17 protein-coding genes are annotated in these 25,295 nt (G+C 39.2%); 6 read left to right on the forward strand and 11 right to left on the reverse strand.

Going from position 1 to position 25,295, the window contains the following annotated elements:
* Nucleotides 1-25: 25 nt before the first annotated feature.
* From CPS_RS14980 to CPS_RS15010, 7 genes are all read right to left on the reverse strand, one after another.
* The gene (locus CPS_RS14980) at nucleotides 26-262 is read right to left on the reverse strand and encodes a thioredoxin family protein (RefSeq protein WP_011044118.1); all 237 of its coding nucleotides are present in this window, start codon (nucleotides 260-262) and stop codon (nucleotides 26-28) included.
* A gap of 19 nt (nucleotides 263-281) precedes the next feature.
* Nucleotides 282-1,280, reverse strand: a complete 999-nt coding sequence (locus tag CPS_RS14985; protein WP_041737070.1) for a permease — start codon at nucleotides 1,278-1,280, stop codon at nucleotides 282-284.
* A 146-nt stretch (nucleotides 1,281-1,426) separates the two neighbouring features.
* Complete coding sequence (locus CPS_RS14990; RefSeq protein ID WP_011044120.1) at nucleotides 1,427-2,254, reverse strand: metalloregulator ArsR/SmtB family transcription factor; 828 nt, start codon at nucleotides 2,252-2,254, stop codon at nucleotides 1,427-1,429.
* Between the two features lie 337 nt (nucleotides 2,255-2,591).
* The gene (locus CPS_RS14995; protein ID WP_011044121.1) at nucleotides 2,592-4,019 is read right to left on the reverse strand and encodes an aldehyde dehydrogenase family protein; all 1,428 of its coding nucleotides are present in this window, start codon (nucleotides 4,017-4,019) and stop codon (nucleotides 2,592-2,594) included.
* Nucleotides 4,020-4,074: 55 nt separating this feature from the next.
* A complete protein-coding gene (locus CPS_RS15000; RefSeq protein ID WP_011044122.1) occupies nucleotides 4,075-5,733 on the reverse strand; it encodes an acetolactate synthase large subunit in 1,659 nt (552 codons plus the stop codon).
* A gap of 590 nt (nucleotides 5,734-6,323) precedes the next feature.
* Nucleotides 6,324-6,842, reverse strand: a complete 519-nt coding sequence (locus CPS_RS15005) for a hypothetical protein (protein ID WP_011044124.1) — start codon at nucleotides 6,840-6,842, stop codon at nucleotides 6,324-6,326.
* A 10-nt stretch (nucleotides 6,843-6,852) separates the two neighbouring features.
* Nucleotides 6,853-8,961, reverse strand: coding sequence for an LruC domain-containing protein (locus CPS_RS15010; protein ID WP_011044125.1), 2,109 nt, complete (start codon nucleotides 8,959-8,961; stop codon nucleotides 6,853-6,855).
* A 247-nt stretch (nucleotides 8,962-9,208) separates the two neighbouring features.
* Here CPS_RS15010 and CPS_RS15015 point away from each other — a divergent pair, with 247 nt between their 5' ends.
* On the forward strand, nucleotides 9,209-10,054 hold the full coding sequence (locus CPS_RS15015) for a DUF3108 domain-containing protein (protein WP_238383550.1): 846 nt from the start codon (nucleotides 9,209-9,211) through the stop codon (nucleotides 10,052-10,054).
* Between the two features lie 177 nt (nucleotides 10,055-10,231).
* Here the strand turns inward: CPS_RS15015 and CPS_RS22965 are convergent, their stop codons facing one another.
* Nucleotides 10,232-10,651 carry a hypothetical protein gene (locus CPS_RS22965; protein WP_011044128.1) on the reverse strand — a complete coding sequence of 140 codons (420 nt, stop codon included), beginning with the start codon at nucleotides 10,649-10,651 and terminating at the stop codon, nucleotides 10,232-10,234.
* A gap of 425 nt (nucleotides 10,652-11,076) precedes the next feature.
* On the opposite strand from CPS_RS22965, the gene msrA reads away from it, so the two are divergent.
* Nucleotides 11,077-12,309, forward strand: a complete 1,233-nt coding sequence (gene msrA, locus CPS_RS15025; protein WP_202944319.1) for a peptide-methionine (S)-S-oxide reductase MsrA — start codon at nucleotides 11,077-11,079, stop codon at nucleotides 12,307-12,309.
* A 359-nt stretch (nucleotides 12,310-12,668) separates the two neighbouring features.
* Here the strand turns inward: msrA and CPS_RS15030 are convergent, their stop codons facing one another.
* Nucleotides 12,669-14,303 (reverse strand): peptide MFS transporter, encoded by a 1,635-nt coding sequence (locus CPS_RS15030; RefSeq protein WP_011044131.1) that lies wholly within the window; start codon nucleotides 14,301-14,303, stop codon nucleotides 12,669-12,671.
* A 284-nt stretch (nucleotides 14,304-14,587) separates the two neighbouring features.
* Here CPS_RS15030 and CPS_RS15035 point away from each other — a divergent pair, with 284 nt between their 5' ends.
* Nucleotides 14,588-16,000: an alpha-amylase family protein gene (locus tag CPS_RS15035; RefSeq protein ID WP_011044132.1), complete on the forward strand. Its 1,413-nt coding sequence runs from the start codon at nucleotides 14,588-14,590 to the stop codon at nucleotides 15,998-16,000.
* 72 nt (nucleotides 16,001-16,072) lie between these two features.
* On the opposite strand, the gene CPS_RS15040 is transcribed toward CPS_RS15035, so the two are convergent.
* Nucleotides 16,073-16,498 (reverse strand): MaoC family dehydratase, encoded by a 426-nt coding sequence (locus tag CPS_RS15040; RefSeq protein WP_011044133.1) that lies wholly within the window; start codon nucleotides 16,496-16,498, stop codon nucleotides 16,073-16,075.
* A gap of 349 nt (nucleotides 16,499-16,847) precedes the next feature.
* Between CPS_RS15040 and CPS_RS15045 the strand changes: the two genes are divergently transcribed.
* The 3 genes from CPS_RS15045 to CPS_RS15055 all read left to right on the forward strand — a co-directional run bounded on the left by CPS_RS15045 (nucleotide 16,848) and on the right by CPS_RS15055 (nucleotide 23,505).
* Entirely contained in the window at nucleotides 16,848-18,677 is a 1,830-nt protein-coding gene (locus CPS_RS15045) for an SLC13 family permease (RefSeq protein ID WP_011044134.1), read from the forward strand.
* Between the two features lie 417 nt (nucleotides 18,678-19,094).
* Nucleotides 19,095-19,994: a histone deacetylase family protein gene (locus CPS_RS15050; protein ID WP_041737072.1), complete on the forward strand. Its 900-nt coding sequence runs from the start codon at nucleotides 19,095-19,097 to the stop codon at nucleotides 19,992-19,994.
* 304 nt (nucleotides 19,995-20,298) lie between these two features.
* Nucleotides 20,299-23,505, forward strand: a complete 3,207-nt coding sequence (locus CPS_RS15055) for a DUF3427 domain-containing protein (protein ID WP_041737074.1) — start codon at nucleotides 20,299-20,301, stop codon at nucleotides 23,503-23,505.
* Between the two features lie 322 nt (nucleotides 23,506-23,827).
* Here the strand turns inward: CPS_RS15055 and CPS_RS15060 are convergent, their stop codons facing one another.
* Nucleotides 23,828-25,261, reverse strand: a complete 1,434-nt coding sequence (locus CPS_RS15060; RefSeq protein ID WP_011044137.1) for an IS1182-like element ISCps6 family transposase — start codon at nucleotides 25,259-25,261, stop codon at nucleotides 23,828-23,830.
* Nucleotides 25,262-25,295: the final 34 nt, after the last annotated feature.

Consider the following 25,295-nt stretch of genomic DNA (forward strand, 5'->3'; position numbering starts at 1 on the left):
TGAGTCGAGCACGACATTGATTAAATTATTTTCTCAACCATGATTCAATATGTTCCCTGTGCGGAATAGAGCCACTGTGTACATTTATTTCATCAATAATGACCGCAGGCGTACTCATTACGCCATACCCCATAATGACTTCAAGATCGGTTTCTTTAACTACGTGTACGTCTATATTTAATTCATTCGCTATTTTTGTAATTACTTCAACGGTTTTTGTACATTTAGCACAACCAGTTCCGAGTACTTTTATTTCTTTCATCATATTTTCCTTGTTGAATTTAAGCGTAAATAAAGGGAGTCAGATAATTAAAAATCCAACCAATTAATGTAAACGCAACGAGTAGAAGTACAAAAAGCACTGCCAATAATCGCCACTGCATTACTTGTTTTAACAAAATAAACTCAGGGAAGCTTGCAGCTACGGTACTCATGCAAAAAGCGAGGGTTGTACCAATAGGAAGCCCCTGTTTAATTAAACTTTCCATCACAGGAATAACGCCGGTAGCATTGGAATATAAGGGTATTCCAAGTAATACAGCAGAAGGAACTGACCACCATTGACCATTACCTAAATGTTCTTCAATCCAACCTTCAGGAACAAACCCATGTAAAGCAGAACCTAGGCCTACACCAATAATTACCCACTTCCATACTCGTCCAAAAATTTCTAACATCTCCTCTTTTGCAAAAGTATGTCGCTCTTGTAAAGATAACTTTTTGATCTGTTTTGAGTTAACGGTAGAAGATAGGTTTTTACCACGTTCTAAGGCTTTTGCGGCAAAAGATTGCAACCAACGTTCGGCTTTAATCGCATCAAGGAATACACCACCTAAAATACCAACAGACATGCCAACAACGACGTAAAGTAGTGTGAACTTCCATCCTAATAAGCTGAGTAATAGCAAAACAGCTACTTCATTAATTAACGGTGACGTAATGAGAAATGACATCGTTATGCCAACAGGAATACCCGCCGAGGTAAAACCTAAAAAGACTGGAATACTTGAACAGGAACAAAATGGCGTTATTGCGCCAAAGCTAGAGCCTAAGAGATAACCAACACCTTTATGCTTGCCTGCTAAATAATCACGAACACGTTCAACATTCATAGAAGCTCTTATCAACGCAATAACGTAAATCATGACTAACAATAAAAAGAATATCTTAGTGGTATCTTCAATAAAAAAATGAAGCGCATCACCTAACTTAGTTGATTTTGATATCTCTAGTACATCAACAACTAACCAGGTAGCAAAGTCGGTAAATACCTCAAACATGCGTTTCCCCAAACCAGCTTTGTATCTGATTAATAAAATAAACTAATGGCAACATAACGGGCACTTTAATTAAATTATAATTGCTTAATAAATAATTTTTAGTTGTGAGGTTATACGGTAGTTTCATCCAATATATCCTTAAATAGTTATTTACAAAAATTTGCTCTATCAGGTCTATTTTGCATTTTAGCTAGACGCTGAAGTTCGTTATGTATCTGCGAAATATTATTTTCTGTCGTCTCTGCAATCACAGACTTAGCCCATAAAGGCAGTTCAGGATTAATACGATAAAACACCCATTGACCGTGTTTTCTATCGGTAATAACCTTGGCTTTTTTAAGGACGGCAAGGTTTCGAGATACCTTAGGTTGGCTACCTTCTTCCATCGCTTCCATCAATTCGCAAACACAAAGTTCGCCATGATAATGCGTCAACATAAGTGCTTTTAAGCGAATATCATCGGTCAGGCATTTATAAAAAGAGATTGGTTCAAAGTCAGTGAGTTGGTTATTCACTTCCGTAATCGAATTTATTTGTGGAGTACTTTCCGGGCTAATAGCGTTTTTTTCTACCGATAGAAACATAGATAAACGGCTGTTAAGCTCAGTTAATGTGGTAGAAAATGGATTATTACCCGCGCGTTCTTTGGGATCGGGAAAATCCCATGCTAATTGCTTTACTGCATTAGGATAACTTCTACATTCGTTGTTTGCTTTATTACAGAGTGTAATGACGTAATCAAAAGGAATACCTTCAAAGGTAGTTACATTTTTAGAAACTAATCCCTTAGTATCTACGCCAAACTTTACTAATGCATCAATTGCTCGAACATCAACGGCATCAGGTTGAGTACCTGCACTATGAACTTCAAAGTGCTCACCCGCTTTATGTTTCAGTAATGCTTCAGCCATTTGTGATCTGGCAGAATTACCCGTACAAAGAAAAAGAACTTTTTGTCTACTTGTATTTGTCATAGAAAATTAAGCTAAAAACAACATACTAAATATTGTATATATGATTTTTCACATATACAAGCCATTTCATCCTTATTAGTATCGACCACGATAGAGTCTAATTAACTTTCATGCCTGTATACATAGCTCAGGGATGTCATCCTCGTGATGTACTAATCGGGGATCCAGCTCCTAAAAAAGGAGGGAACTTAGATCAGAAACTTCGAAGATGACGTTTACAGTAAGGTTCAGAGTTAACTACATAGGCATGTTAACTTTTGAAGCTATATCACCTTAGGGCCAAAAAAGCCCTTCTACAGGGCTTTGATTAATGGAGTAATGTTTGAAGGCAGAAAGCTTAGAGCTTAATCACCGCCATTTTATCTTGAGACATATCGTGCATGGTATAAGCAATGCCGCCAGTATTATAGCCAGACTGTTTTCGCCCAGCAAAAGGCATCCAATCAACGCGAAAAGCCGTATGGTCATTCACCATCACCGCAGTAGCATCCAATTCGCGTATTGCTTTGGTTGCGACATCGAGATTTTTGGTGAATACAGCAGCTTGAAAGGCATAATCTAATGAATTAGCTTGCTCAATGGCATCATTGATATCATCGTAACTATACACACAAACCACAGGGCCAAAGATTTCCATAGTCGAAACTTTCGCATCCGCTGGCGGCTCAAGCAGCACGGTTGGTGCATAAGTGCTCTCCCCCAAGCGTTTACCTCCTGTAACTAAAGTTGCGCCAGCAGCTACGGCTTCATCAACCCACTCGGCAACGCGATCAACTTCTTTAGGGCGAATAAGTGGGCCACATTCAGTTTTCTCATCAATAGCATTGCCCACAACAAGTTTTGCAGCGCCGTCAGCCAACAATTGTGCAATATCTTTGGCCATCTCCTTAGGCGCATAAATGCGTTGCACTGACACACACACTTGTCCTGAATGATAAAAGCCACCTTTAAGTAAACTTGGGATCATCGCTTCAACATCGGCACTTTTTTCGATAATAACAGGGGCAACTCCGCCATGTTCTAGCGCGCAACGTGTACCAGGTGCTAATTTAGAACGTAACATCCAACCAATTTTAGCCGAACCAATAAAGCTAAAAAATGCGACTCTTGGATCGGTGATCATTTTTTCAGAGGTTGGAATATCACAAGCAACAAAACGACACCACTGTGGAGGTAATCCTGCTTCATGCAAAATATCAACAAATGCTTTACAAGATAATGGCGTATCGCGTGCTGGCTTAACTAACACGGGACAACCTGCAGCAATGGCCGGAGCCACTTGATGAACAATTAAATTCAATGGGTGGTTAAACGCAGAAACAGCTACTACCACACCGATAGGCTCTTTGGTGGTAAAGGCTATTCTGCCCGCACCCGCTTGGGTTAAATCCATCGGGATTTGTGTACCGGTTAGTTTTGAAATCTCTTTTGCGCAAAGCTCTACGCCATCAATGGCTCTGGTGACTTCAACTCGCGCATCGACCAGCGGCTTTCCTCCTTCATTAGCAATTAAAAAGGCTAATTCATCGGCTCTTTCTGAAATCAACACCGCCACTTTTTTGAGAATACTGACACGCTCATATGCCGGGATCCACTGATTACAATCTTTATAAAGCTGATGAGCCGTTGATAAATATTTATCAATATCATCCCACATTACGGTTGCTAGAGACGCTATGTAAGCTTGATCATATGGATTAACAACATCGAGTGTTTCAGGTACCTTGTTATTTTCTGCTACATCATTTTGTTCTACATTGTCCATGATATATTTCCTTCAAAATTAAGTTAAAAATTGTTTGCCTCTTAAAAATGAAGCGTTATATCAAACAAACCTTTTTAGCCAATTCATCAATTAAAACTTTTTGATTCTCAGAGTAATCAACAGGTAACTCAACAAGATGAACACCCCCAGCTGAAAACGCTTTTTCATAAGTAGGAATAATATCTTCAGCTGACGTGACTCTATGCCCTGTTGCGCCATAACTTTCTGCGTATTTAACAAAGTCAGGATTATTAAATTCTAAGCCCCAATCAGCAAAACCAGCACTGGCTTGCTTCCAACGGATCATGCCATATGAATTATCATTTAAAACAGTTACTACTAAGTTCAATCCTAGACGAATTGCCGTTTCTAACTCTTGTGAGTTCATCATAAAACCACCATCACCACATATCGCCATCACGCGTTGGTTTGGATTTAACATGGCAGCCATCATAGCTGAAGGTAAACCTGCTCCCATGGTGGCAAGTGCATTATCAAGCAATACGGTATTGGATTGATAAGCTTTATAATTACGGGCAAACCAAAGTTTATAAATACCATTATCTAAAGCAATGATATCTTGATCACCCATAACCTTTCTAATATCGGCAACAAAACGCTGAGGAATAATAGGAAAACGTGCGTCGTCTGCCCCTTCTTTAATATGTACATCAATGGCGAGTTTTATCATTTCAAAATAGCCTCGGTCAAACTCAACCTCACCGCCAAGTTTGTCTTTTAACGCATTAACGGAAGCGGCTAGATCGCCAATAATTTCTAATTGTGGAAAATAGACTTGATCAACTTGCGCAGATTTATAATTAACATGAATAACCTTCTTACCGCCCTCTTCCATAAAAAATGGCGGTTTTTCAATAACATCATGTCCGATATTAATAATCAAATCTGCCCGTTCAATCGCGCAATGTAAATAATCACCCGCCGATAATGCTGCAGTCCCTAAAAATAAACTCGAACGTTCATCCACAACCCCTTTACCCATTTGCGTGACAAAAAACGGAATACGGGTCGAATGGACAAAGTCACACATGGCTGCTCGAACATTTTGACGATTAGCACCAGCGCCAATTAATATCAATGGCATTTTAGCGGCCTTTATTAATGCAACGGCCTCTTCTAGTGGCACATTACTCGGACTGGCATAATAGCGTTTATGCGGTGTCATCACGCTTTCAGTGCAGTCTTCTGCAGCAATATCTTCAGGTAACTCTAACAGTACGGCTCCCGGTCGCTCTTCTTCTGAAAGCCGGAAGGCTTCACGCACTAAGGAAGGAATAGTATCGCCATGTACAATTTGTTTAGACATTTTGCAAATAGGCGCAAACAAGCCAACCACATCAATAATTTGAAACTGACCTTGTTTTGACTTTTTAATTGGCTTTTGTCCGGTAATCATAAGTAACGGCATACCGCCTAAGTGAGCATAAGCCGCTGGAGTAGACAAATTGGTAGCACCAGGACCCAAGGTAGCCATGCAAACACCAGTTTTACCAGTCAGTCGACCATAGGTCGCAGCCATAAAACCCGCGCCTTGTTCGTGGCGAGTTAAGACCAGTTTGATGGAAGATTTACGTAAGGACTCAACCATATCCAGGTTCTCTTCCCCGGGTACAGCAAAAATGTGATCTACTCCTTCAGCTTCCAATGCTTGCACAAATAAATCTGATGCTTTTTTCTTATTATTCTCACTCATAATTTTTCCCTAATCAGCCTACACATAGCTCATTAAATATGATTAACATTGCCTGACAACCCATTTAATGAAAACGTAATTTATACCCGTTACCATTCAAGATGCAGGACTTCAGTGGGAATTAAAATTACTTTAGACAAGGCAAATAATTTAAGCATAGTCATTCTATGGTTTGATTATTTAACGCCGTATAAAGTGACTTTAAACCCATCGAAGAAGCACTCTGAAACTTGCATCTTGATTGGTGACGGGTAAATACTTATTATAAGATTCTAGACCATAGAAAAAATGCTTCCATGAATATGGGTATTTAAGCGTTATATTTAAGGCAAATATTCAGGTGATTAATGGACGAATTAAACGTAATAAGTAAGCACTGGCATCAGAGGGTTCAGTGCGAGTATAGTGTTGGTGTAGTAATTTTATGTAAAGCACAACGGTTCAAGGAAAATTATTCAAATTAAAAATTCGCAGTATTTATATCTGCACAATAAAAAACGCCCAAAAAAGCGTTTTTAAATAATGAACCTGAAAAAGAGCCTCACTATCACTATGAGTCATCGAACACGCTCTTTAACTAAGTCGTTCCATTAATTGACATCAAATGTTCTTACGCCGTTAGCATCAGTGTCATTTTCCCATACTTCATATCTTGGGTTTTTCATGTCTTCAAAATACCAGATAGCCATCACTAAACGATTCTTATCGTTTGCAACGTTTAATGTGCCAGCGTAGTCACTTTGAATAGAAGTACGTAGTAAGCAGCTGTTATAATTTACTTTAATACCCTCTTCTCCGTCAGTAAAGTCGGTACACAATGATAAATAAGCATTGCGATTACCGTCATTCTTGTAACTGACCGCTAAGGCATATTCTGGCTTAAGAAGAAATTTTCTTGAGACAATAAGATCAGCCGTTGACTCATAAGTGGCATTCGGATCTGGCTCAACAATCGTGCTTACCGCTGGAGGTTCAGGCACTTCGGCCACAGGCTCTTCAACTGCTACTACAACAGGATCAGGCGTCGAAGAATCGTCACTTCCACCTCCGCCACACCCCATCATTAGTAAACTCATTAGAAATATCAAAGTATTGTTAGTAAGTTTCATGGGTTTATCCTTATTGTTTAAATACATTGTTAGTAGCGCTATTTTCAACGGTAAACCAATCTACATTTAATTCACCTGAAGAAGTAACGAAGCTATGAAAGTTTGGATAAGCATATTTAATATCCATATACTCTACTGGATGCTCCCACTCATAAGGAATGCTAATAGCCCACGGCATACCATTAGCATTAATAAAGTACTCTCCAATTTCAGCATTTGAAGCATCATCGCCACGACCTAAGAAATTCGCTTGAAAGGCTTCTGTCGGTGCTTGATTTTTAAGGTGTATCTCAAACCTTCTACCCGGCGCCTCCCCAAATACGTAGTTTCTTTCTTGCCCTTCAGTAGAGAAGATAAAGGGGTCATAAGGGAAATCTGCTACATCAACTTTGTTTACATTAGCTTCCATAGGAATTTCCAATGAAAAGGTCATTTGAATGTTTGAACCACACTCCGCCTCTGTTCGATAATACTTACAGTCTTCACCGGCAGTAACAAAATCCCAGAGATCATTGGCGATAATAAAAATCGCTTCATCTCTATCTGCTTCAAGTGGCGTAACACCTTGTTCAACTCCATTTATCTTGAAAATTAAACGACCAGTATCTACTTGATTTCTAAGTAATCCAGGTAGTCTAAAGGCAAAACCGTTACGGTAAGATGCTCCAATGGCTACGATCTCTCCTTCTATTTTAACGCGCATTAAAGTCCCTTCTACGTCGTAAGATGACAGGCGATAATGCGCAACTAAATCATTCATATCGTAATCACCTACCAGTGGCCAATTATCTTCAAAAGCCAGCGTTGCCCAACCGCCTGCAGAAGGATAATGAGTTGCGGTTACATCTTGCTCCGCAATATCAATGGCATAATCTTCTACTTCACCATCAGAAACGCCACCAATAGGCGATAAAGATGCTTGAGAACTTAATCTAAATCGCGCCCAAGTTGAGCCTGGTTCACTCCAAGTTGGCACATCGTAAGCGACAATATTACTGCCAGTACTCACTGCTTCTGCCGTTATAATTTGCTCATCAGCATCAAACGTTCCGTCTTTATCTGAATCGATCCAAGCGTTCACAAAGCCATCTGCCGAAGAGGTGATATCAACAATCGAGGTTTTACCTGATTCAACACCGGTTACAAAATCAATACCGTCATTGTCATTTACCCCAGAGCCATCGTCTGCGTAAGCATTCGGTTCACTCACCACGGTTTCACCCAAAAATAAGGTACCGTCGCCTACATCATGGCGCGCACCATTATTATTTATACTAGAGCCGTAAGAATCAGGAGCATCACCAAAATCGGTTGTAGGAGCATCAAGAGAAATAATAGGGGCAAGCGCACAACGTGCACCATCGTTATTACTAGAAGAAGGGCCATTTGCAAAAAATTCAGCTACTGGATAAGCCCAATTGGTATTAACTCTAAAAATTTTACCGTCATTGTTACGACTGATATATAAGTTACCGGTAACATCAAAATACACGGCACCAAATACACCGCCCTCACCCACGTTACTAAGTTTTACCGAAGTGCCCGCTTCAACATCAATCTTCCAAAGATTACCCCAGCGATCAACCGCGTAAGCAAAGCCGTTATCCGGATGAAAAGCCAAATCATAAATAGCGAGATTGAGGCTAGTGCCGCTAACAATATTCTCCATTTGCAAATAATCGTCACTGCCTTCATCTAATGAAACGCGATACAAACCATAATTACCACCAGGGCGATATAGATAATAAGCATCTTCTACCACAGCAATATCACCCACATAGAAACCTTTATCAGGAAGATTAGCTAGCGGGATAGGGTCGACCTGAAAATCAGAACCAATACGAACGATAGTGCCGTAGTAGTAATTGAATGCGTATAAATAGCGGTCATGCACACTAAATGCCAGTGCATTCATTTTTTGTTGGTTCCAGTCAACAGGTGACGATTTCTCGTAAAATCCCGTAGCAAGCTGAACACTATATAAGTTTGCTAACTTATCCTGAATTAAAAAAGCTTCTGCTGGGCACTCAGTAAAAGATTGTGCCTGTAAGCCAACGTTGGTCATACCTATGGCAAGAATAATGCCTTTAACTGTGTTTTTTCTGACTGAATTTAACATAGTGAACTTCACCTCTACATAAAATTTATTATTGCTATCTATGTAGAGAGCAAAAAGTGCACCAACAATACATAACTATAAAATTCAAAGACTTACATAGATAAGTATGTATTAACTGAGTAGCAAGTTACTGAGGTTTTGCGATATGAAAATGCAAATTGCAAAATGAAACAATTAATCAGTACATAACTCGCGTTAATATAAGCATCTACATCGCCTATATTTTCTAAATTAGTACTAACCAATAATGATGACTGAATTGAACAAGCTGATAAAATTAAAAGACTTAGGTAACTTAACTAACAAAACAGTCCCGTTATTAAAAGCATTACCCGCTTTACCTCTCTTGGTTTTTTGTTTGTTTGGCTTTACAGCCCAAATACAAGCCAGTGTGATTAGTCCATTTACTACAAAAGCATTTAGTGACTTTCATCAGTGTGATAAAACGTTTGAATATGATGTTTACTTTCTTGGGGGAAAAGTGGGTTATTTACACCGAAAAATAATGTGGGATAACAGCGCAGCGGCTAGAAAAGCAACCGTAACGTCATTCGGTGAAGTGACTTTTTTGTGGCTTGATTCAAGCTACCAACAACAAAGCACTATGTACTACTCACCTCAGTCTAATCACTTTTTAACGCCTAGTTTTTCACAAAAACTAACTGGCCTTAAATCAAGAGAAATGACTGCTGAGATTTCTGATAACGGGCTTTCATCAACGGTAACGTTAGATGCTGAAGTTTCTCACTACCAACATAAAAACAAAAGCGAGAATAATCCTTTATATGACCTAGATACCTTAGGGGCACAAATTCGGCTCAATTTGCTGCAAGGAAAGTCATGCTTTACCTTATTTCGCCAAGGGAGTAAAAAAATTGAACGTTATCAATTTGAAGTAACTGGACAGGAAGTCATTGTGCATGAAAAGTGGGGGGAAATAAAAACAACTAAAGTGGTTGAAGTAGGAGAACATGAAAATATCGTTTTATGGTTTTCGAGTGAACATGACCATCAACTGGTCAAGGCAGAATTGGATATGATATTTTCTCCAGTAGTCTGGTTATCTCACTTTTCTAAACAATGTGATTCATAGCAAAAACGTGAGCTTTATACCAATCAGATTAATTAATGGTTCAAATTTTAATGAGGGTAAATTTTCAAGAATAAGGCGCTTGATTGAGTAATAGCTGGCTATTGGGATTGAAAGCAACGATGTTATTGAATATTTAGACCATTTAAAGAGATCACTTAGTTAGTCTGATTGGTATTACTAAGTTCTTTGGTTGGTAATGGTCCAGACATCAACATCAAGGTTATTGTCAGCAATAGCTTTGTTTAAACGCTTTAAAAATCTATCTTTGGTTCTTGGATTAACAATTAAAACAATGCCCGCTTTTTTGCCTGTCATGGCTGAATAAAATAACGCCTGCCCTAAAGACTCAGCCCATTTTTTTCCCCAATCATATTCAATCGCGTGGGTAGCCGTTAAACAATCAACCCGCGTTTTATCCGCTAAGACATGCTCAACCTCTCCCTGACAATAAGCATCAACAAAGTCTGCTTCATGCCATTTCCCTGATTTAGCTGTCTTTGCTTGAGCCAAAGAACACGTAGACAAAAATGCAATCACAGCGAATAGCTTGAATGATGCGACTAACACGCGCGGTATAGAGGAAAATTGTTTAATCATTTATTGAATTCTAATCTTTTATTATTATTGTTACGTATTGATGTTCTGACTGAACGAAATTTTGAATACATCAAGTTCATTATTCGCTGCCTATTGTAACCTAGCGCACGGCCTTTGGCGCGGCTAATTCCAGCATAGGTTTACACTTTTATACACTTTGAGCTGTTATCTCACCATTGTGATGAAATTGTGATAATTCAGTGACCATATAGCGATATCAGTCATTTATACTTTAGGTTAAGTTTAACAAATCAATCGCTCTTCACTGGTTGAGTCAGGATAAAATTATGAAAAATATATTGTTCATCATAGCTCTCGCATTAATTTCGATACTTACCGTTTATGCTGTGGCACCAAAATCCACTGAGTATTCAACAACAAACTCAACGATTAACTCAACCAATACGCAAAGTGATATCGAAAAAATGATGCCAAAATCATCAAACTCAACAAAAGAAATGCCTGCAACCACGCATTTAGATAGCATTGTACTTGGTGCTGGTTGTTTCTGGGGCGCTGAAAAAAGATATCAGGCAATTCCAGGTGTTGTTGATGCTATCTCAGGTTATGCCGATGGTAAGAATGTCAGCGCTAGTTATCGAGAAATTACCCAGAGAAAAAATAAATACAATGAAGATAACCATGCAGAAGTCGTTAAGGTTATTTTTAATAGCGCAAAGGTTAGTTTGGAAACTATTTTACAAAGTTACTATGAGGGACACGATCCAACGCAGCTTAACCGTCAAGGCAATGATATTGGCACGCAATATCGTTCAACGATATTAACGAGTAATGAACAACAAAATGATATTGCACAGAAAGTAACGGCTCAGTATCAAACATTATTAAATGACGCAGGTTATGGAAATATCGCCACAAAAATAAGTTCACTTAGTAAGTTTTTTGAAGCTGAGCAATATCATCAGGATTATTTAGCCAAGAACCCAAATGGTTATTGTCCAGATCACTCTACTGGCGTTAAGTTTGATGCTGATGCCAGTAAACCGGGACTAGCCAGTCAAAAAATTGATAATACGCCCTTACTAACTGGCAAACATATTATTGTCATTGAATCAGAAAATTATTGCCCTTATTGTGAGAAATTCAAAAAGAACGTCGCTAATGATTACAAAGGTTCGATTGCAATAAACTTTCGTTTAGCTAGCCAACTTAAAGGCCTAACGATTAAGACTGAAACTTGGGCGACTCCCACTATTATATTTATTGAAGACGGTGAAGAGGTATTTGGTAAACAAGGATACATGAGCCCTGACTATTTCTATAAAGCATTAGGCGCTTTTAAATTAGGGAAAAGTGAAGCCTTTAATGTCGCGTTTGACGAAGGTACTGATAGCCGTTTTTGTAAAGAATATGAAATATTCAAGAACACTCCTGATGGCGTTTTTATAGATAAGCTAAGTGGTGCACCATTATTTGATACTGACGACCGTTTTAACTCTGCTTCTGGTTGGTTATCTTTTACTAAAGCAGTTGACGGTTCAGTTATTGAAAAACCTGATAACCGTTACGGTATGGTACGCACAGAAATTCGCTCTAAAACCTCAGGTATTCATTTGGGCCACGTATTTCCAGATGGTCCGAATGGACAACCAAGATTTTGTATTAACGCCACGGTATTGGAATTCAAAGCAAGGTAATAGTTTTAAAATTACCTTCAGTTTTACGTTAAGTCTTACGTTAAGTTAATAGTAAATGTTTCAATGGTCATTCTCTGCCCTGTACTAAGATGTGAGGTTAATCTTACTGCAGGGCTGACAATGCTCACATAGCGTTCAAACAACAATAAATTCTCTCGTCATTTCATTAACTATTTCCATCTTTGCTATACTTAATCCTAGAGACAAAAGCGTAAAGCAGAGGCAATTATGACAACACTTTCCTTGGTCGTTGGATTATGTGCAATAGCACTTATCATAGGGTATTCGGTTCATGCTTATTATCACTACTTTAAGCACCATTAATTCGTTACTACCGATAGTCCTATCGCTAAAGCACATTAGCGAACGCCATGCATACCCCGCTTTAATAGCGGTGATATCAGTAAAACCACTACGCCTGTACCAATACCAATCCACATTAAAAACTCAAACAGCTGTGTATAAATAATAAGATTATCACTCACACTATTAAGCTCTCCACCTTGGGTATCAATGGCCGCTAATTTTCCTAAACGCATGGCCAGCGTTTCAGACAGCGCCGTAGCCAAAAACCACACGCCCATTGATAAACCTACCACACGGTGTATCGCAAGCTTAGTCACTGCCGAAAGACCTACCGGAGAAAGACACAACTCACCCGTAGTATGAATTAGGTAAGCTAAAACTAACCACCATAAACTGATTTTCCCGGCCTCATCGGGAAATTGTGCCCCGAACACCAAAACACCAAAACCTAAACCTGCTTGAATAATACCTAGAGCAAATTTTATCGGAATATTAGGATTTAGCCGAAACTTCTCTAACCATACCCACAATGCAGCAAAAGGTAGGGCCAACATAATAATAAAACCTGCATTGAGAGCGCCAAATTGACCCGCAGTTATCTCAATGCCAGCAATATTTCTCTCAACGACTCTGTCGGCAAATAGCGTCATCGACCCCGCAGCTTGCTCGAACAAAGCCCAAAAAACGATGGTAGAGCCAATTAACACCATCAACACCAGCATTTGCTGAAACTCTTCCCTGCTGCCTTTTAATGCCGCATAACCGATTAACCCTACGCCCGAAACAACCAGTAAAACCTGCTGAGCCGCAAAAACCACCGGTTCATGTTGAATAACGAGCCAAAATACCGACAAACTTAAAATAGCCGTTAAATAGATTAAGTACTCTCTACTAATTAAACCCCAAACTTTCTCGCTCAATACGGCAACGTCTGGTGGCTCTGCCAAACCACGTAAATATTTAAGGCCCTTAGTAAACGTCACCAAACCAAACAACATGCCGATGCCCGCAGCACCAAAACCGTAACGCCAGCCGTAGGTTTCCCCTAAGTAAACACAAATAATAGTGGCGGCAAAAGAGCCAAGGTTAATGCCCATATAAAAAATGGTAAAACCCGAGTCTCGACGGGGATCATCTTTACTATAGAGTTGACCTACTATGGTAGAAATATTGGGTTTTAAAAAACCAACCCCAACAACAATAAGGGATAGTGCAAAGTAGAAAACATTCAGCGCCGCTAAATCTTGAATTTTAATCGTTTCTGTTAAGAGAGTACCCGCACTAAGTACCGCGCCATTATTTAAGGTGAGATCTGAAGTTAAAATGGTACCTGCCGCATATTGAACCGCTTGATGGCCTTCAACAGCCATCAATAAATGCCCCAAACAGAGTAGGATTCCACCGAATATCACTGACTTTTTCATGCCAAGATAGCGATCGGCTAACATGCCGCCTATAACGGGCAAGGTGTAAACTAAACCAGCATATGAGCCTAATACTTCCAGGCCTTCTCCGTCAGAGAACAAATGGTATTTAGTTAAATATAAGAGCAGCAAATACTTCATGCCATAGAATGAAAATCGCTCCCATAGTTCAGTAGCAAAACAAATATACAAACCTTTAGGGTGACCAAATAATTCATCTGTATTGACTTGTTTATCAATATCAATGCTATCTGTTTTATCCATATGTTCGCCATTCCTTGCAACAGAGAAAGTAATAAAAGAAGTATAGAGTGACTATCAAACTTATGCGAAAACTGACCTTGCTAAGTCAAATTGTTCCGCAGAATAATTAAGCAAAAGTGCTGGTGTCCACGTTTCGCTGAGCAACTTAAATTCTCTTATGAATACGTATGTAGGGGGATTGATAACTATCTTCGCTTAATTTACGCTCAATTTAGTTGCTTAATCAGTAGTAACTTTCAGCCCTAAAAGTTTACAACAATAAAAATAATATAAACGAGGAATGCATGAAAACTACACCCCTATTAAAAAAATTCACCCAAGCATCAATCATCGCCAGTTCACTATTATTCAGTCAAGGTTCGTACGCTGATACCATACTGCACGCTTTTAATTGGACCTATGATGACGTTGCAACCAAAGCGCAAGAGATTGCTGATTTAGGCTACAAAAAAGTCCTTGTTTCGCCAGCATACAAATCCTCAGGCGATCAGTGGTGGGCTCGTTATCAGCCACAAGACTTCAGAGTTATTCATAGCCCTTTAGGCGATACCAACGACTTTAAAGATATGGTTAATGCCCTAAAAGCCAAAGGAGTTGAAACCTACGCCGACATCGTATTCAACCATATGGCGAACGAATCATCTCAGCGCTCAGATTTAAACTATCCAGGCACAGCAGTACTCGCTACCTATGCAGCTGATAGCACTTATTACAATTCAATTAAGTTATTCGGCGATCTACAAACTGGTAGCTATGGTGCAAATGACTTTCATCCTGCAGGATGTATTACTGACTGGGGCAACCCAGGCCATGTACAATATTGGCGACTTTGTGGTGGCAATGGCGATGTTGGATTACCTGATTTAGACCCGAATAACTGGGTAGTTTCCCAACAACAAGCTTACTTACAAGCGTTAAAAGCTATCGGTGTTACTGGTTTTCGTGTTGATGCAGCAAAACACATGAGCAACTATCACATTAATGCGGTATTTAATAACGACATCAAAAATGGCGTACATGTTTTTGGTGAAATCATTACCTCTGGCGGCGCGGGCGACAATAGCTACGACGCTTTTCTAGCGCCTTATTTAAATGACACTGGCCATAGTGCTTATGACTTCCCACTATTTGCCTCACTGCGCGGTGCACTTGGTTTTGGCGGTTCAATGAACCAACTTGTTGACCCTGCTGCTTATGGGCAAGCATTAACACCTGATAAAGCGGTAACATTTTCAATAACCCATGATATTCCAACCAATGAAGGTTTTAGGTATCAAATATTGAATGCCACCGATGAAGTGTTAGCCAACGCCTACATAATGGGCCGTGATGGCGGTACGCCGATGATGTACTCAGATCATAACGAAAGTAACGACAACAACCGTTGGTTAGATTTATACAAACGTTCAGACGTTGCTGGCATGGTGAAGTTTCATAACACCGCGCAAGGCCATGGTATGCAAGTGATGAGCTTTAACGACTGTATTATTTTATTCAAACGTGACCACATTGGTGTGGTGGGTATTAACAAGTGTGATAACGGCCAAGATGTGTGGGTTAATACCGCAGAACACAATTTATGGTGGAATAAAAATTACCGTGATGTAGTTGAAGGTGTTGATGTACAAAACATTAATAGCCAATGGCATAAGTTTTACTTACCAGGGCGTAAAGCGAGAATGTGGTTAATGGAATAGATTCCAAAACCCATTGGCTCTATCACAAACGCTACTATTTACATTAAGGTAGCGTTTGTCATTTCAGGCATCTTATGAATGCTGAAATTTAGGCGGCATCACGGTTGCCTTCCCTTCAGCGACCACTTTGCCCGCTTGATTAACCAAGGTGCAACGTAATTTAACGATGTTTTTGTCTTTAATAATTTCAATAACTTCACAGGTTGCAGTTACCGTATCACCGATAAAAACTGGTGCTATAAATTTACTTTCTTGCCCCAGATATATCGTGCCTTCACCTGGCAGCTTTTCCCCTAACAATGCCGAAATAGTGCTTAATACAAACGCGCCATGAACAACACGTTGACCAAAGACACTATTTTTCGCTGCAATGTCATTAATATGTACGGGATTCCTATCTCCTGAAATTTCCGCAAATAACATCACATCGGAATTGGAGAAGGTTTTTTCGAAATGATCTTTTTGACCTAGATGTAACTGCTCAATTGTAAAAGACAAATTAGCTCCTTTAATTCATACGATGACCATAGATAAAGCGATAATCGCTTAGTATGGTCTCTTATCAGTAATATCCCATAATTTCATGGCTTTATAAACTACGAATAGTTATTTTTGTATCACAGGTAAAATCAACCTGAGCCTAGCGCATAGATAGGTTAATTTTAACTAAGCGTTAATGCTTATTGTATTGCTTAGCTATTCACAAATTATCTATTATTAAAACAAGAGTCTGTATGTTAAATAGATTTTGGGTCTATACTGGCTTCTATACCCGTTCCACTTGAAGATGACGCGGTATAATTACTGACCGTATAGGCTAAATAATTTAATCAACTTGGTATCCCTTTTGAGTATTCCAGACCTACCCAATAACCACGCATTAGCCGTTTTATTGATTACCGTATTTGCGTTGTATTTATTTCGCCGAGAAGATACCCCTTTAGAAACTTCTTCGTTGGCTGTTATAACAATACTGTGTTTACTGTTTGCACTGTTTCCATTTTATGTCGATGGCAACCATTTCGAACCAAGCTCATTGTTTTTTGGTTTTGGCCATGAGGCCTTAGTTACCGTTTGCTCATTAATGATTATTGGTCATGGTATTGTCAGTACAGGGGCTTTGGAGCCTATTGGTCGATATTTGGCTAAGTTATGGAAAATAAGCCCTAGCTTGTCATTATTGTTAACACTTATTCTTGGTGGAGGGTTAAGTGCCTTTATAAACAACACACCCGTTGTTGTGCTATTACTGCCTATTTTAATCAATGTATCTTTACGCACTCAAACAGACTCATCACCCATGTTACTCCCAATGGGATTAGCAACCTTGGTGGGTGGAATGACCACCACAATAGGCACCTCAACTAATTTATTAGTCGTGAGTATTGCAAAAAATATGGGGGCAGTTGAATTTGGACTATTTGACTTTATTCAGCCAGCACTTATTGCCTCTGTGGTAGCTGTACTTTATTTATGGCTAATTGCGCCTAAACTTTTACCGAATAGAACACCATCAATGCCTGATACGTCTCCTCGATTATTTAGTGCTTATCTTAATATAAACGAAGAAAGTGATGTTAACGATAAAACCATTGCCGAAATAATTAAATTGACCGATGGACAGCTCAAAATAGAGAGTATTCAACGCGGTCCAGACTATCGAAATATCATACCTTTACCTGATACGGTACTTGTTACTGGTGATCGATTGAAGGTTCACGATTATCCTGATCGCCTTAAAGAATTCGAGACAGTGTTAGGCGCAACCTTATTTTCTGGGCTGCATAAAGTTGATGAAGAACATCCATTAAATGCTGACAAACAAACCTTAGCAGAGATTGTAATCATTGCGGGTTCTGGTATCGAAGGAAAAACCTTACAACAAGCAAATTTCATTCGCAAATATGCTATTTCAGTAGTTGCATTACATAGAGCCGGTAAAGCAATGGAAACGGGGCGAAATAGCATTGGAAATACGCGTTTGAAGATTGGTGATGTATTACTCGTACAAGGAGAAACAGAGCAAATTGATTTATTAAAAGCTAAACAAGGCATGTTAATAATTGATGGCGCTGAATCGTTACCTCAAACGAGCAAAGCGCCGGTGGCATTAGGCACATTACTCGCCGTCGTTTTATCTTCAGCGCTGGGGATTTTGCCTATTGAGATTAGTTCAGTATGCGGTGTACTCATATTATTACTCACTAAATGTTTAAATTGGGAAGAAGCCGCATCAGCCTTAAGTACTCAAGTTATATTAATTGTTGCCGCGTCACTGGCTTTAGGCTCCGCGATGATGACAACAGGAGGCGCTGAATATATAGCACAGGTTTTTGTCGCCTTATCGTATGGACTGCCACCGGGAGGAATTTTATCGGCTTTAATGCTGTTATTAGCCATATTAACCAATATCGTTTCTAACAATGCGGCTGCGGTTATTGGCACTCCCATTGCTATTTCTGTTGCTAGTCAACTTAACCTTTCACCCGAGCCATTTATTTTAGCCGTGCTATTTGGTGCCAACTTAAGTTACGCAACACCCATGGCATATAAAACCAATTTATTGGTGATGAATGCTGGTGGTTATCAGTTTTCTGATTTTATGCGTGTGGGTATTCCGTTGATTTTACTCATGTGGATAACACTTTCCTTGCTTTTAAATTGGCTATATTTATAAATATACCCGTTCCACTTGAAGATGCAGGATTCAGCTGGAATTAGAAACGTTTTTAGGCAAGGCATTGATTGAAGAGAATGGTTACTCCCTTCTCAAAATCAATAACGCAGTATAAAGCGTTTCTAAACCAGTCCTTTGGGGAAGGCTGAGCAAATCATATTCTGCGTTACATTTCTTTTTAAGGGGATAACCCTTAATAAAAAATGTGCCTTGATTATGAATCGCTCAGACATCCTGAAACGAGCATCTTCAAGTGGAGCGGGTATAAACACAGCTTAATCACCTTCAAAAAGCATCTGCGAAGGAAATGGATACGTGTATTTAAGATAAGATGTGATAGATATCGAAAATAAAGTTAAATGCTCGATATTTGAGTTATTATCATTATAGCTTTTTAAATTTTCTATAACTTAAATGATGACACCACTAGTATTTCACCCTATTTATAGCCAACTTGAATTACCCATTAGACATCGATTTCCAATAGAAAAATATGTTGGAATACGAAATGCACTTGTCGCAAATGGAGTTCCTAATAATTGGTTTAAAAAACCAACTCCTGTTAATCCCGATAATGTTAAAACCGTTTATGATCCCACCTATATACATCAGCTGATTAATAATCAATTAGATTCTAAAGCGATGCGAAGAATAGGTTTTCCTTGGTCTCAACAATTGATTGAACGAACACTAACTGCTGTTGGTGGCACTATAATGACTGCACAATTAGCCTTAGAATATGGAAAATCACTAAATTTAACGGGTGGTTATCATCATGCTTTTGCTAATTTTGGCTCTGGGTTTTGCATGATTAACGATTTATATTTAGCCGCATTAACCATGTTACAAAATGATAATATCAGCAAGGTACTTATATTTGATGCTGATGTACATCAAGGTGACGGAACAGCAAAGTTAGCATCAAATAATCAGAATGTTTTTACGGTTTCAATTCATGGTGAAAAAAATTTCCCACACCGTAAACAAGTTTCAAATTTAGATTTTGCATTGCCGAAAGGAACAACAGACAGTCTTTATTTGGAGACAGTAGATAATGCTTTGAATAAAGCCTTTTCTAGCTTTAAGCCTGATGCAGTAATTTACGATGCGGGAGTAGATATTCATTGCAATGACGATCTTGGTCATCTTGATATTTCTACTCAAGGTGTTTTAGCTCGTGACAAACTAGTTTTTGATTACTGTAAGCTTAAAGGTATACCAATCGCTGCGGTCATCGGTGGTGGTTACCAAAGAGATATTGAAGCGTTAGTTAATGTACACCTACAACTTTTTGTTGCTGCTGGTGTTATTACATAAGGTATTCGACTATATGAAGACTTAGATTATGCCCAAATGGCAAAAGACTATAACATTGGTTTTATTCTCGTTCAGACTTAACGATGTGTTCAAGTGGCTAAGCAGTCCTTAGAGCAGCTTGATTTTGTCATTAAAAAAGGTAGGGTTTGTGATAAACATTGAAACTATTTAGGCTCGCTTGAGTATGAAAATTTATTACCCTCCCACACTTGCCTTTTAGCGTAATTAGTCGGCTTTATCATTCCTCTTTGACCAATTTTCAGATACCCTGGAGCGAATAACGCACTAAATTAAAAGGATTTTCATGAACACTACCGGTATCTATGAGCAACTAATAACGCAATTAGTTGAACAAAACTTAGACCGTGAATCCTTTCATGTTGGTGAACGCTTATTAGAAGCAGGTGAAGCGGCAACCTGGTTATCTCGTTTCTTAACCCGACTCATTGAAATTGCTATGGACTCAGTACCAAGTGGTGACTCTAGAATTCATGATCAAATAGGTCTAGCTAATACCATTGTTCAATGGCTTAGTAAGCACATTAAAGATGATCAATTAATCAGTGAAAATCTACTCGATAGCCAAGGTAAAATCCTTACTGCGCTGTTTGATAAGTCGAACCCTATTGCGGCTGATTTACCCAAGTATGTTGAATCGATAATGCCAATAACCGGGCTAACGCAGAGTGAATTATTCTGTGGTAGTAACGTTGGCGTGTCGCTAGAAACTGAGATAAAAAGAGAGATCCAATCTTCTGATAAAATCTATTGGCTCGTTTCATTTATAAAGTGGACAGGCATTCGAATATTCAAAAAGGAGTTAGAGTCTTTTACTCGCAGCGGTAGGCAATTAAAAATAATTACCACTTCTTACATGGGTGCTACCGATGCCAAAGCCGTAGAGTTTTTAGCATCACTGCCCAACACTGAAGTAAAGCTTAGTTACAATACGAACCGTGAAAGATTACACGCAAAATCTTACCTATTCATGCGAAATACTGGCTTTGACACTGGTTATATTGGATCTTCTAATTTATCTCATTCAGCCTTAACCAGTGGTTTAGAGTGGAACCTAAAAATCACCTCGCAAGAAATTCCACACATTATTAAAAAATCACTCAGTACCTTTGATACCTACTGGGAATCTCCTGACTTTGAATATTTTGATGGTGAAATTGAAAGCCGTGAAAAACTAAGTAACGCACTGCAAGAAGCAAGAGGCAGCTTTAATCCCTCAACACCGAGTTTCTATTTTGATATCAAGCCTCACTCTCATCAGCAAACCATATTAGAAAAGTTACAGGTTGAGCGTGATCTACATAACCGATATCGAAATTTAGTCGTTGCAGCAACAGGAACAGGTAAAACCATTATTTCTGCCTTTGATTTTTCTCGTTTCTATAATGCAAACCCCGAAGCAAAGTTTTTGTTCATTGCTCACCGAGAAGAAATACTAAAACAAGCATTGGGTGCCTATCGTGGTGTATTAAAAAATAGTACATTTGGCGAGTTGTGGGTTGGTAATAACAAACCTAGCAAGTATCAACACCTATTCGCTTCGATTCAAAGTGTAAACGCTCAAATTGAAACCTTAGCGCTAAGTGAAGATTACTTTGATTATATTGTTATTGACGAAGTACATCATATTTCAGCAAGCAGCTACCGCGCTGTATTAAAGCACTTTAGCCCACAAATATTATTAGGCTTAACGGCAACACCCGAACGCCATGATGGCAGCGATATTCTCTGTGACTTTTGCAATGTTATTGCCGCCGAAATTCGATTACCAGAGGCGATAAATCAACGTCACCTTTCGCCCTTTCAGTACTTTGCCATAGATGATGATACCGACTTAACTAAAATATCATGGTCTAAAGGCCGTTATGATATTGCCGAATTAACACACCTCTATACGTATAACGATCAACGAGTATTACGTATTCTCCAAAGCCTTAGCGAGGTTATTACCGATATACCGCATATGCGCGCATTGGCGTTTTGCGTCAGTAAAGAACACGCAAAATTTATGGCTAAAAAGTTCACACTGCATAATATTGCTTGTGGCGTGTTAACCAGCGACAACAGTAAAGACCGTGAAGTCTTGCAACAACAGCTAAGATCAAAACAGATAAATGTATTGTTTGTCGTTGATATATTTAATGAAGGGGTCGATATCCCTGAATTAGACACCCTACTCTTTTTACGCCCTACCGAAAGCTTAACGATATTTCTTCAGCAATTAGGCCGTGGACTGCGATTAACAGAAAATAAAGAATGTTGTACTATTCTCGATTTTGTTGGTAATTCACGACCAGAGTATGACTTTTCTAGCAAGTTTAGAGCATTAGTAGGTAAAACCAACCAGGCGATAGCGAAAGAAGTGAAACAAGGCTTCCCTCACCTACCCTTGGGTTGTCGCATTGAGTTACAAGAAAAAACGCAAGCAATGATCTTAAGAAACATTAGCCAAGCGACATTAAACAAAAATAAGTTAATTAGCCTAATAATCAGCTTCCAGCATGATACAAAATTACCATTAACGCTGACTAACTTTTTACATCTTAACGATAGCATTACCCTAGAAGATATTTACAAGATTAAAATCGGACCATTTGGAGGATGGTCTATATTAGTTGCTGCAAGCAAGAACAAAGAAATAGCGCCAGAGAATAAAGCCCTTTATGCGGCATATTATCGAGCCATTAATAACCGCTTACTTAATTGCTCATCAATCTCCTATTTGCGTTTTATTAAAGCCCTTTGCGATAACAACTTTTCCATATCGTCAATGTGCGATACCAACACGAATAAAACCCCACAGAATCATCAGCAACAGTTTGCATTGATGTGTCACTATGACTTTTGGGACAAAACAGGTAAGTCACTTGGCTTTAATGACGTGGCGACAGGCTTATTAGCACTGAGAAATACAACACTGCGTTCGGAATTAGCCGAGGTTATTTCAATGCTAATTGAACGCCTTGAAGTGAGCGAATTTACTATGCCGAAAGTTAACAATTTGTTAGTCGATTCATCGCCACTTAACATGCATGTTCGCTATCCAAAAGAACATATTCTGGTCGCTTTTGGTGATAGTACCTTTGTTAAAAAATCATCGAGTCGTGAAGGTGTTTTAAATATTGCTAACGCAAATACTGAATTGTTGTTTGTAACGTTGAACAAATGTGAAAAGCAATTTTCAGCCACCACCATGTACCACGATTATGCCATTAGCCCGACCTTGTTTCATTGGCAAACGCAAAACAGCGCGAGGCCAAATTCAGGAAGAGGTTTAGGTTACATTACGCAGAAAGAAAATAAGAAAACATTCCTGCTATTTGTGCGTGAACAAGGCAAAGATGAAAACGGCAGAACTATGGGTTTTGTTAACTTTGGCCCTGTCGATTTTGTCAAATATGAAGGCAGTCAGCCAATGAATATCACATGGAAACTTAAACATCCCATGCCAGCATATTTGTGGCATGAGACGGCTAAGTTGGCGGTAGGCTGATTATTAAATTTCATTAAAATTTTCCATTATTATGGATCACTTATAAAAAACCCTGATAATAGACCGATTCGATTAGTATTTGAAACATTCACTTTTGCCCCAAAGCCGACCTAATTTCCGCGCAGGTCTATCACAATAAATAGTCCGCTTCGCCACCAGACTGTGTAAAAACTACTTTTCATTTACCCAAATCCCAATGTTTTCTCACACCTTATTATTTCCGCTGTAAATTGTTTGTATGTTATTTATTTTGGGTTGAGGAAGCTGATATCCGCTTTATGAGCACGTTTTTCACGCATATGAGCTAACAATAAAAGGCTAACTACGCCCTTATTGCTTCGATTAGACTTTCACTGCCCACAATCGACATCATTCGTTTGAGGTTATAAGCGAGCACATGAAGACTCATCTCGGTACTGACATTTTTCAGTTGCTTGGTAAGGAAGTGAGTTGCTCCCATCCACATTTTAATGGTGCCAAAAGGATGTTCTACAGTTTGTTTTCGAATGAGCACCGTGTCAGGTGCGTTTTTCAATCTTGTTAGCATTTCTTCCATTTCACCTTCGTGTATCCAACGCCTTATCTTTCGTGGCTCGCGTTTTGATTGAGTACATTTAGCGCGAATATCACAGTTTCTGCAAGCAATGTGGTCAACATAGACCTTGAGTTTCATTCCGCCTTCTTCAACATTTCGCTTATGTGGTAGTTCATTCCCCGCAGGACAGACGTAAAGGTCTCGGTCTTTGTCATATTTGAATAAAGACCGATTGAAGATCCCCTTCTTTTTAGCACCTGACGTATCCCCTTTGGGCACAAGCGCAGAGGCCCCCATATCTTGAGTTGCTTTGATATCACGTCCGCTGTAGTAACCTTTGTCTGCCAACACTGTAATGTTTTTTTGCGCCAATGCTTGCTGCGTTAATCGTGTCAAATCGGCCAGCTTGCCACGGTCATTGGTATTGGTGACTTCGTGCGTCACTATCAAATGATGTTTCGTATCAACAGAGCTTTGAACGTTATAACAAACCTGTCTGTTCATGCCTTGTGTCTTAAGTAAGCGAGCATCGGGGTCAACCGTGGAAAGTTGTTTGTCTGGATGCGCCTCCACTTGTACAGCAAGTTCCTTGAGTTCAGCTACGCGTTGTTTCATCCATGCGATTTTCTCAGCCGCAGAGGTTTGAACAGCATCAACTTTATCATTGCCATCGGCGGTTTCAAGCCGACTCAAATAATTCTCAATATGTGTTTCCATACGACGAATATGATCTTTAACTTTGTTCGGCGTGTAATTGTTGTGCTTGCTGTTAACCGCTTTGAATTTACTGCCATCGATAGCCACGACGGCATCGGTGAACATATTCATTTGACGGCATAACTCGATGAAGTGACGGCAAACTTTAGTGATAGCCTTACCATTGTCTTTCCTGAAGTCTGCAATCGTTTTGAAATCTGGCTGTAAACGCTCGAGTAACCACATTAACTCAACATTACGATGTGATCCTTTTTCTAAACGACGGGAGGACTGGATGCGGTTCAAATACCCATAAATGTATAACTTAAGCAACGCGGCAGGATGATAACCTGGACGGCCTGTGTTGTTGGCGATAACACGGTTGAATCCTAAAGCGTGTAAATCAAGCTCATCAACAAAGGCATCAACAACACGAACGTGATTTTCTTTGGTGACAAAATCGTCCAATGCTTCAGGAAATAGGGTTATTTGGTTTCGACCTTGGCCTTTAATATGGTGGGACATATCAACAGTTCTCGTTCTTGTTTTCCTCCTATTA

This window comes from Colwellia psychrerythraea 34H (assembly GCF_000012325.1).
Taxonomy (GTDB): Bacteria; Pseudomonadota; Gammaproteobacteria; order Enterobacterales; family Alteromonadaceae; genus Colwellia; species Colwellia psychrerythraea_A.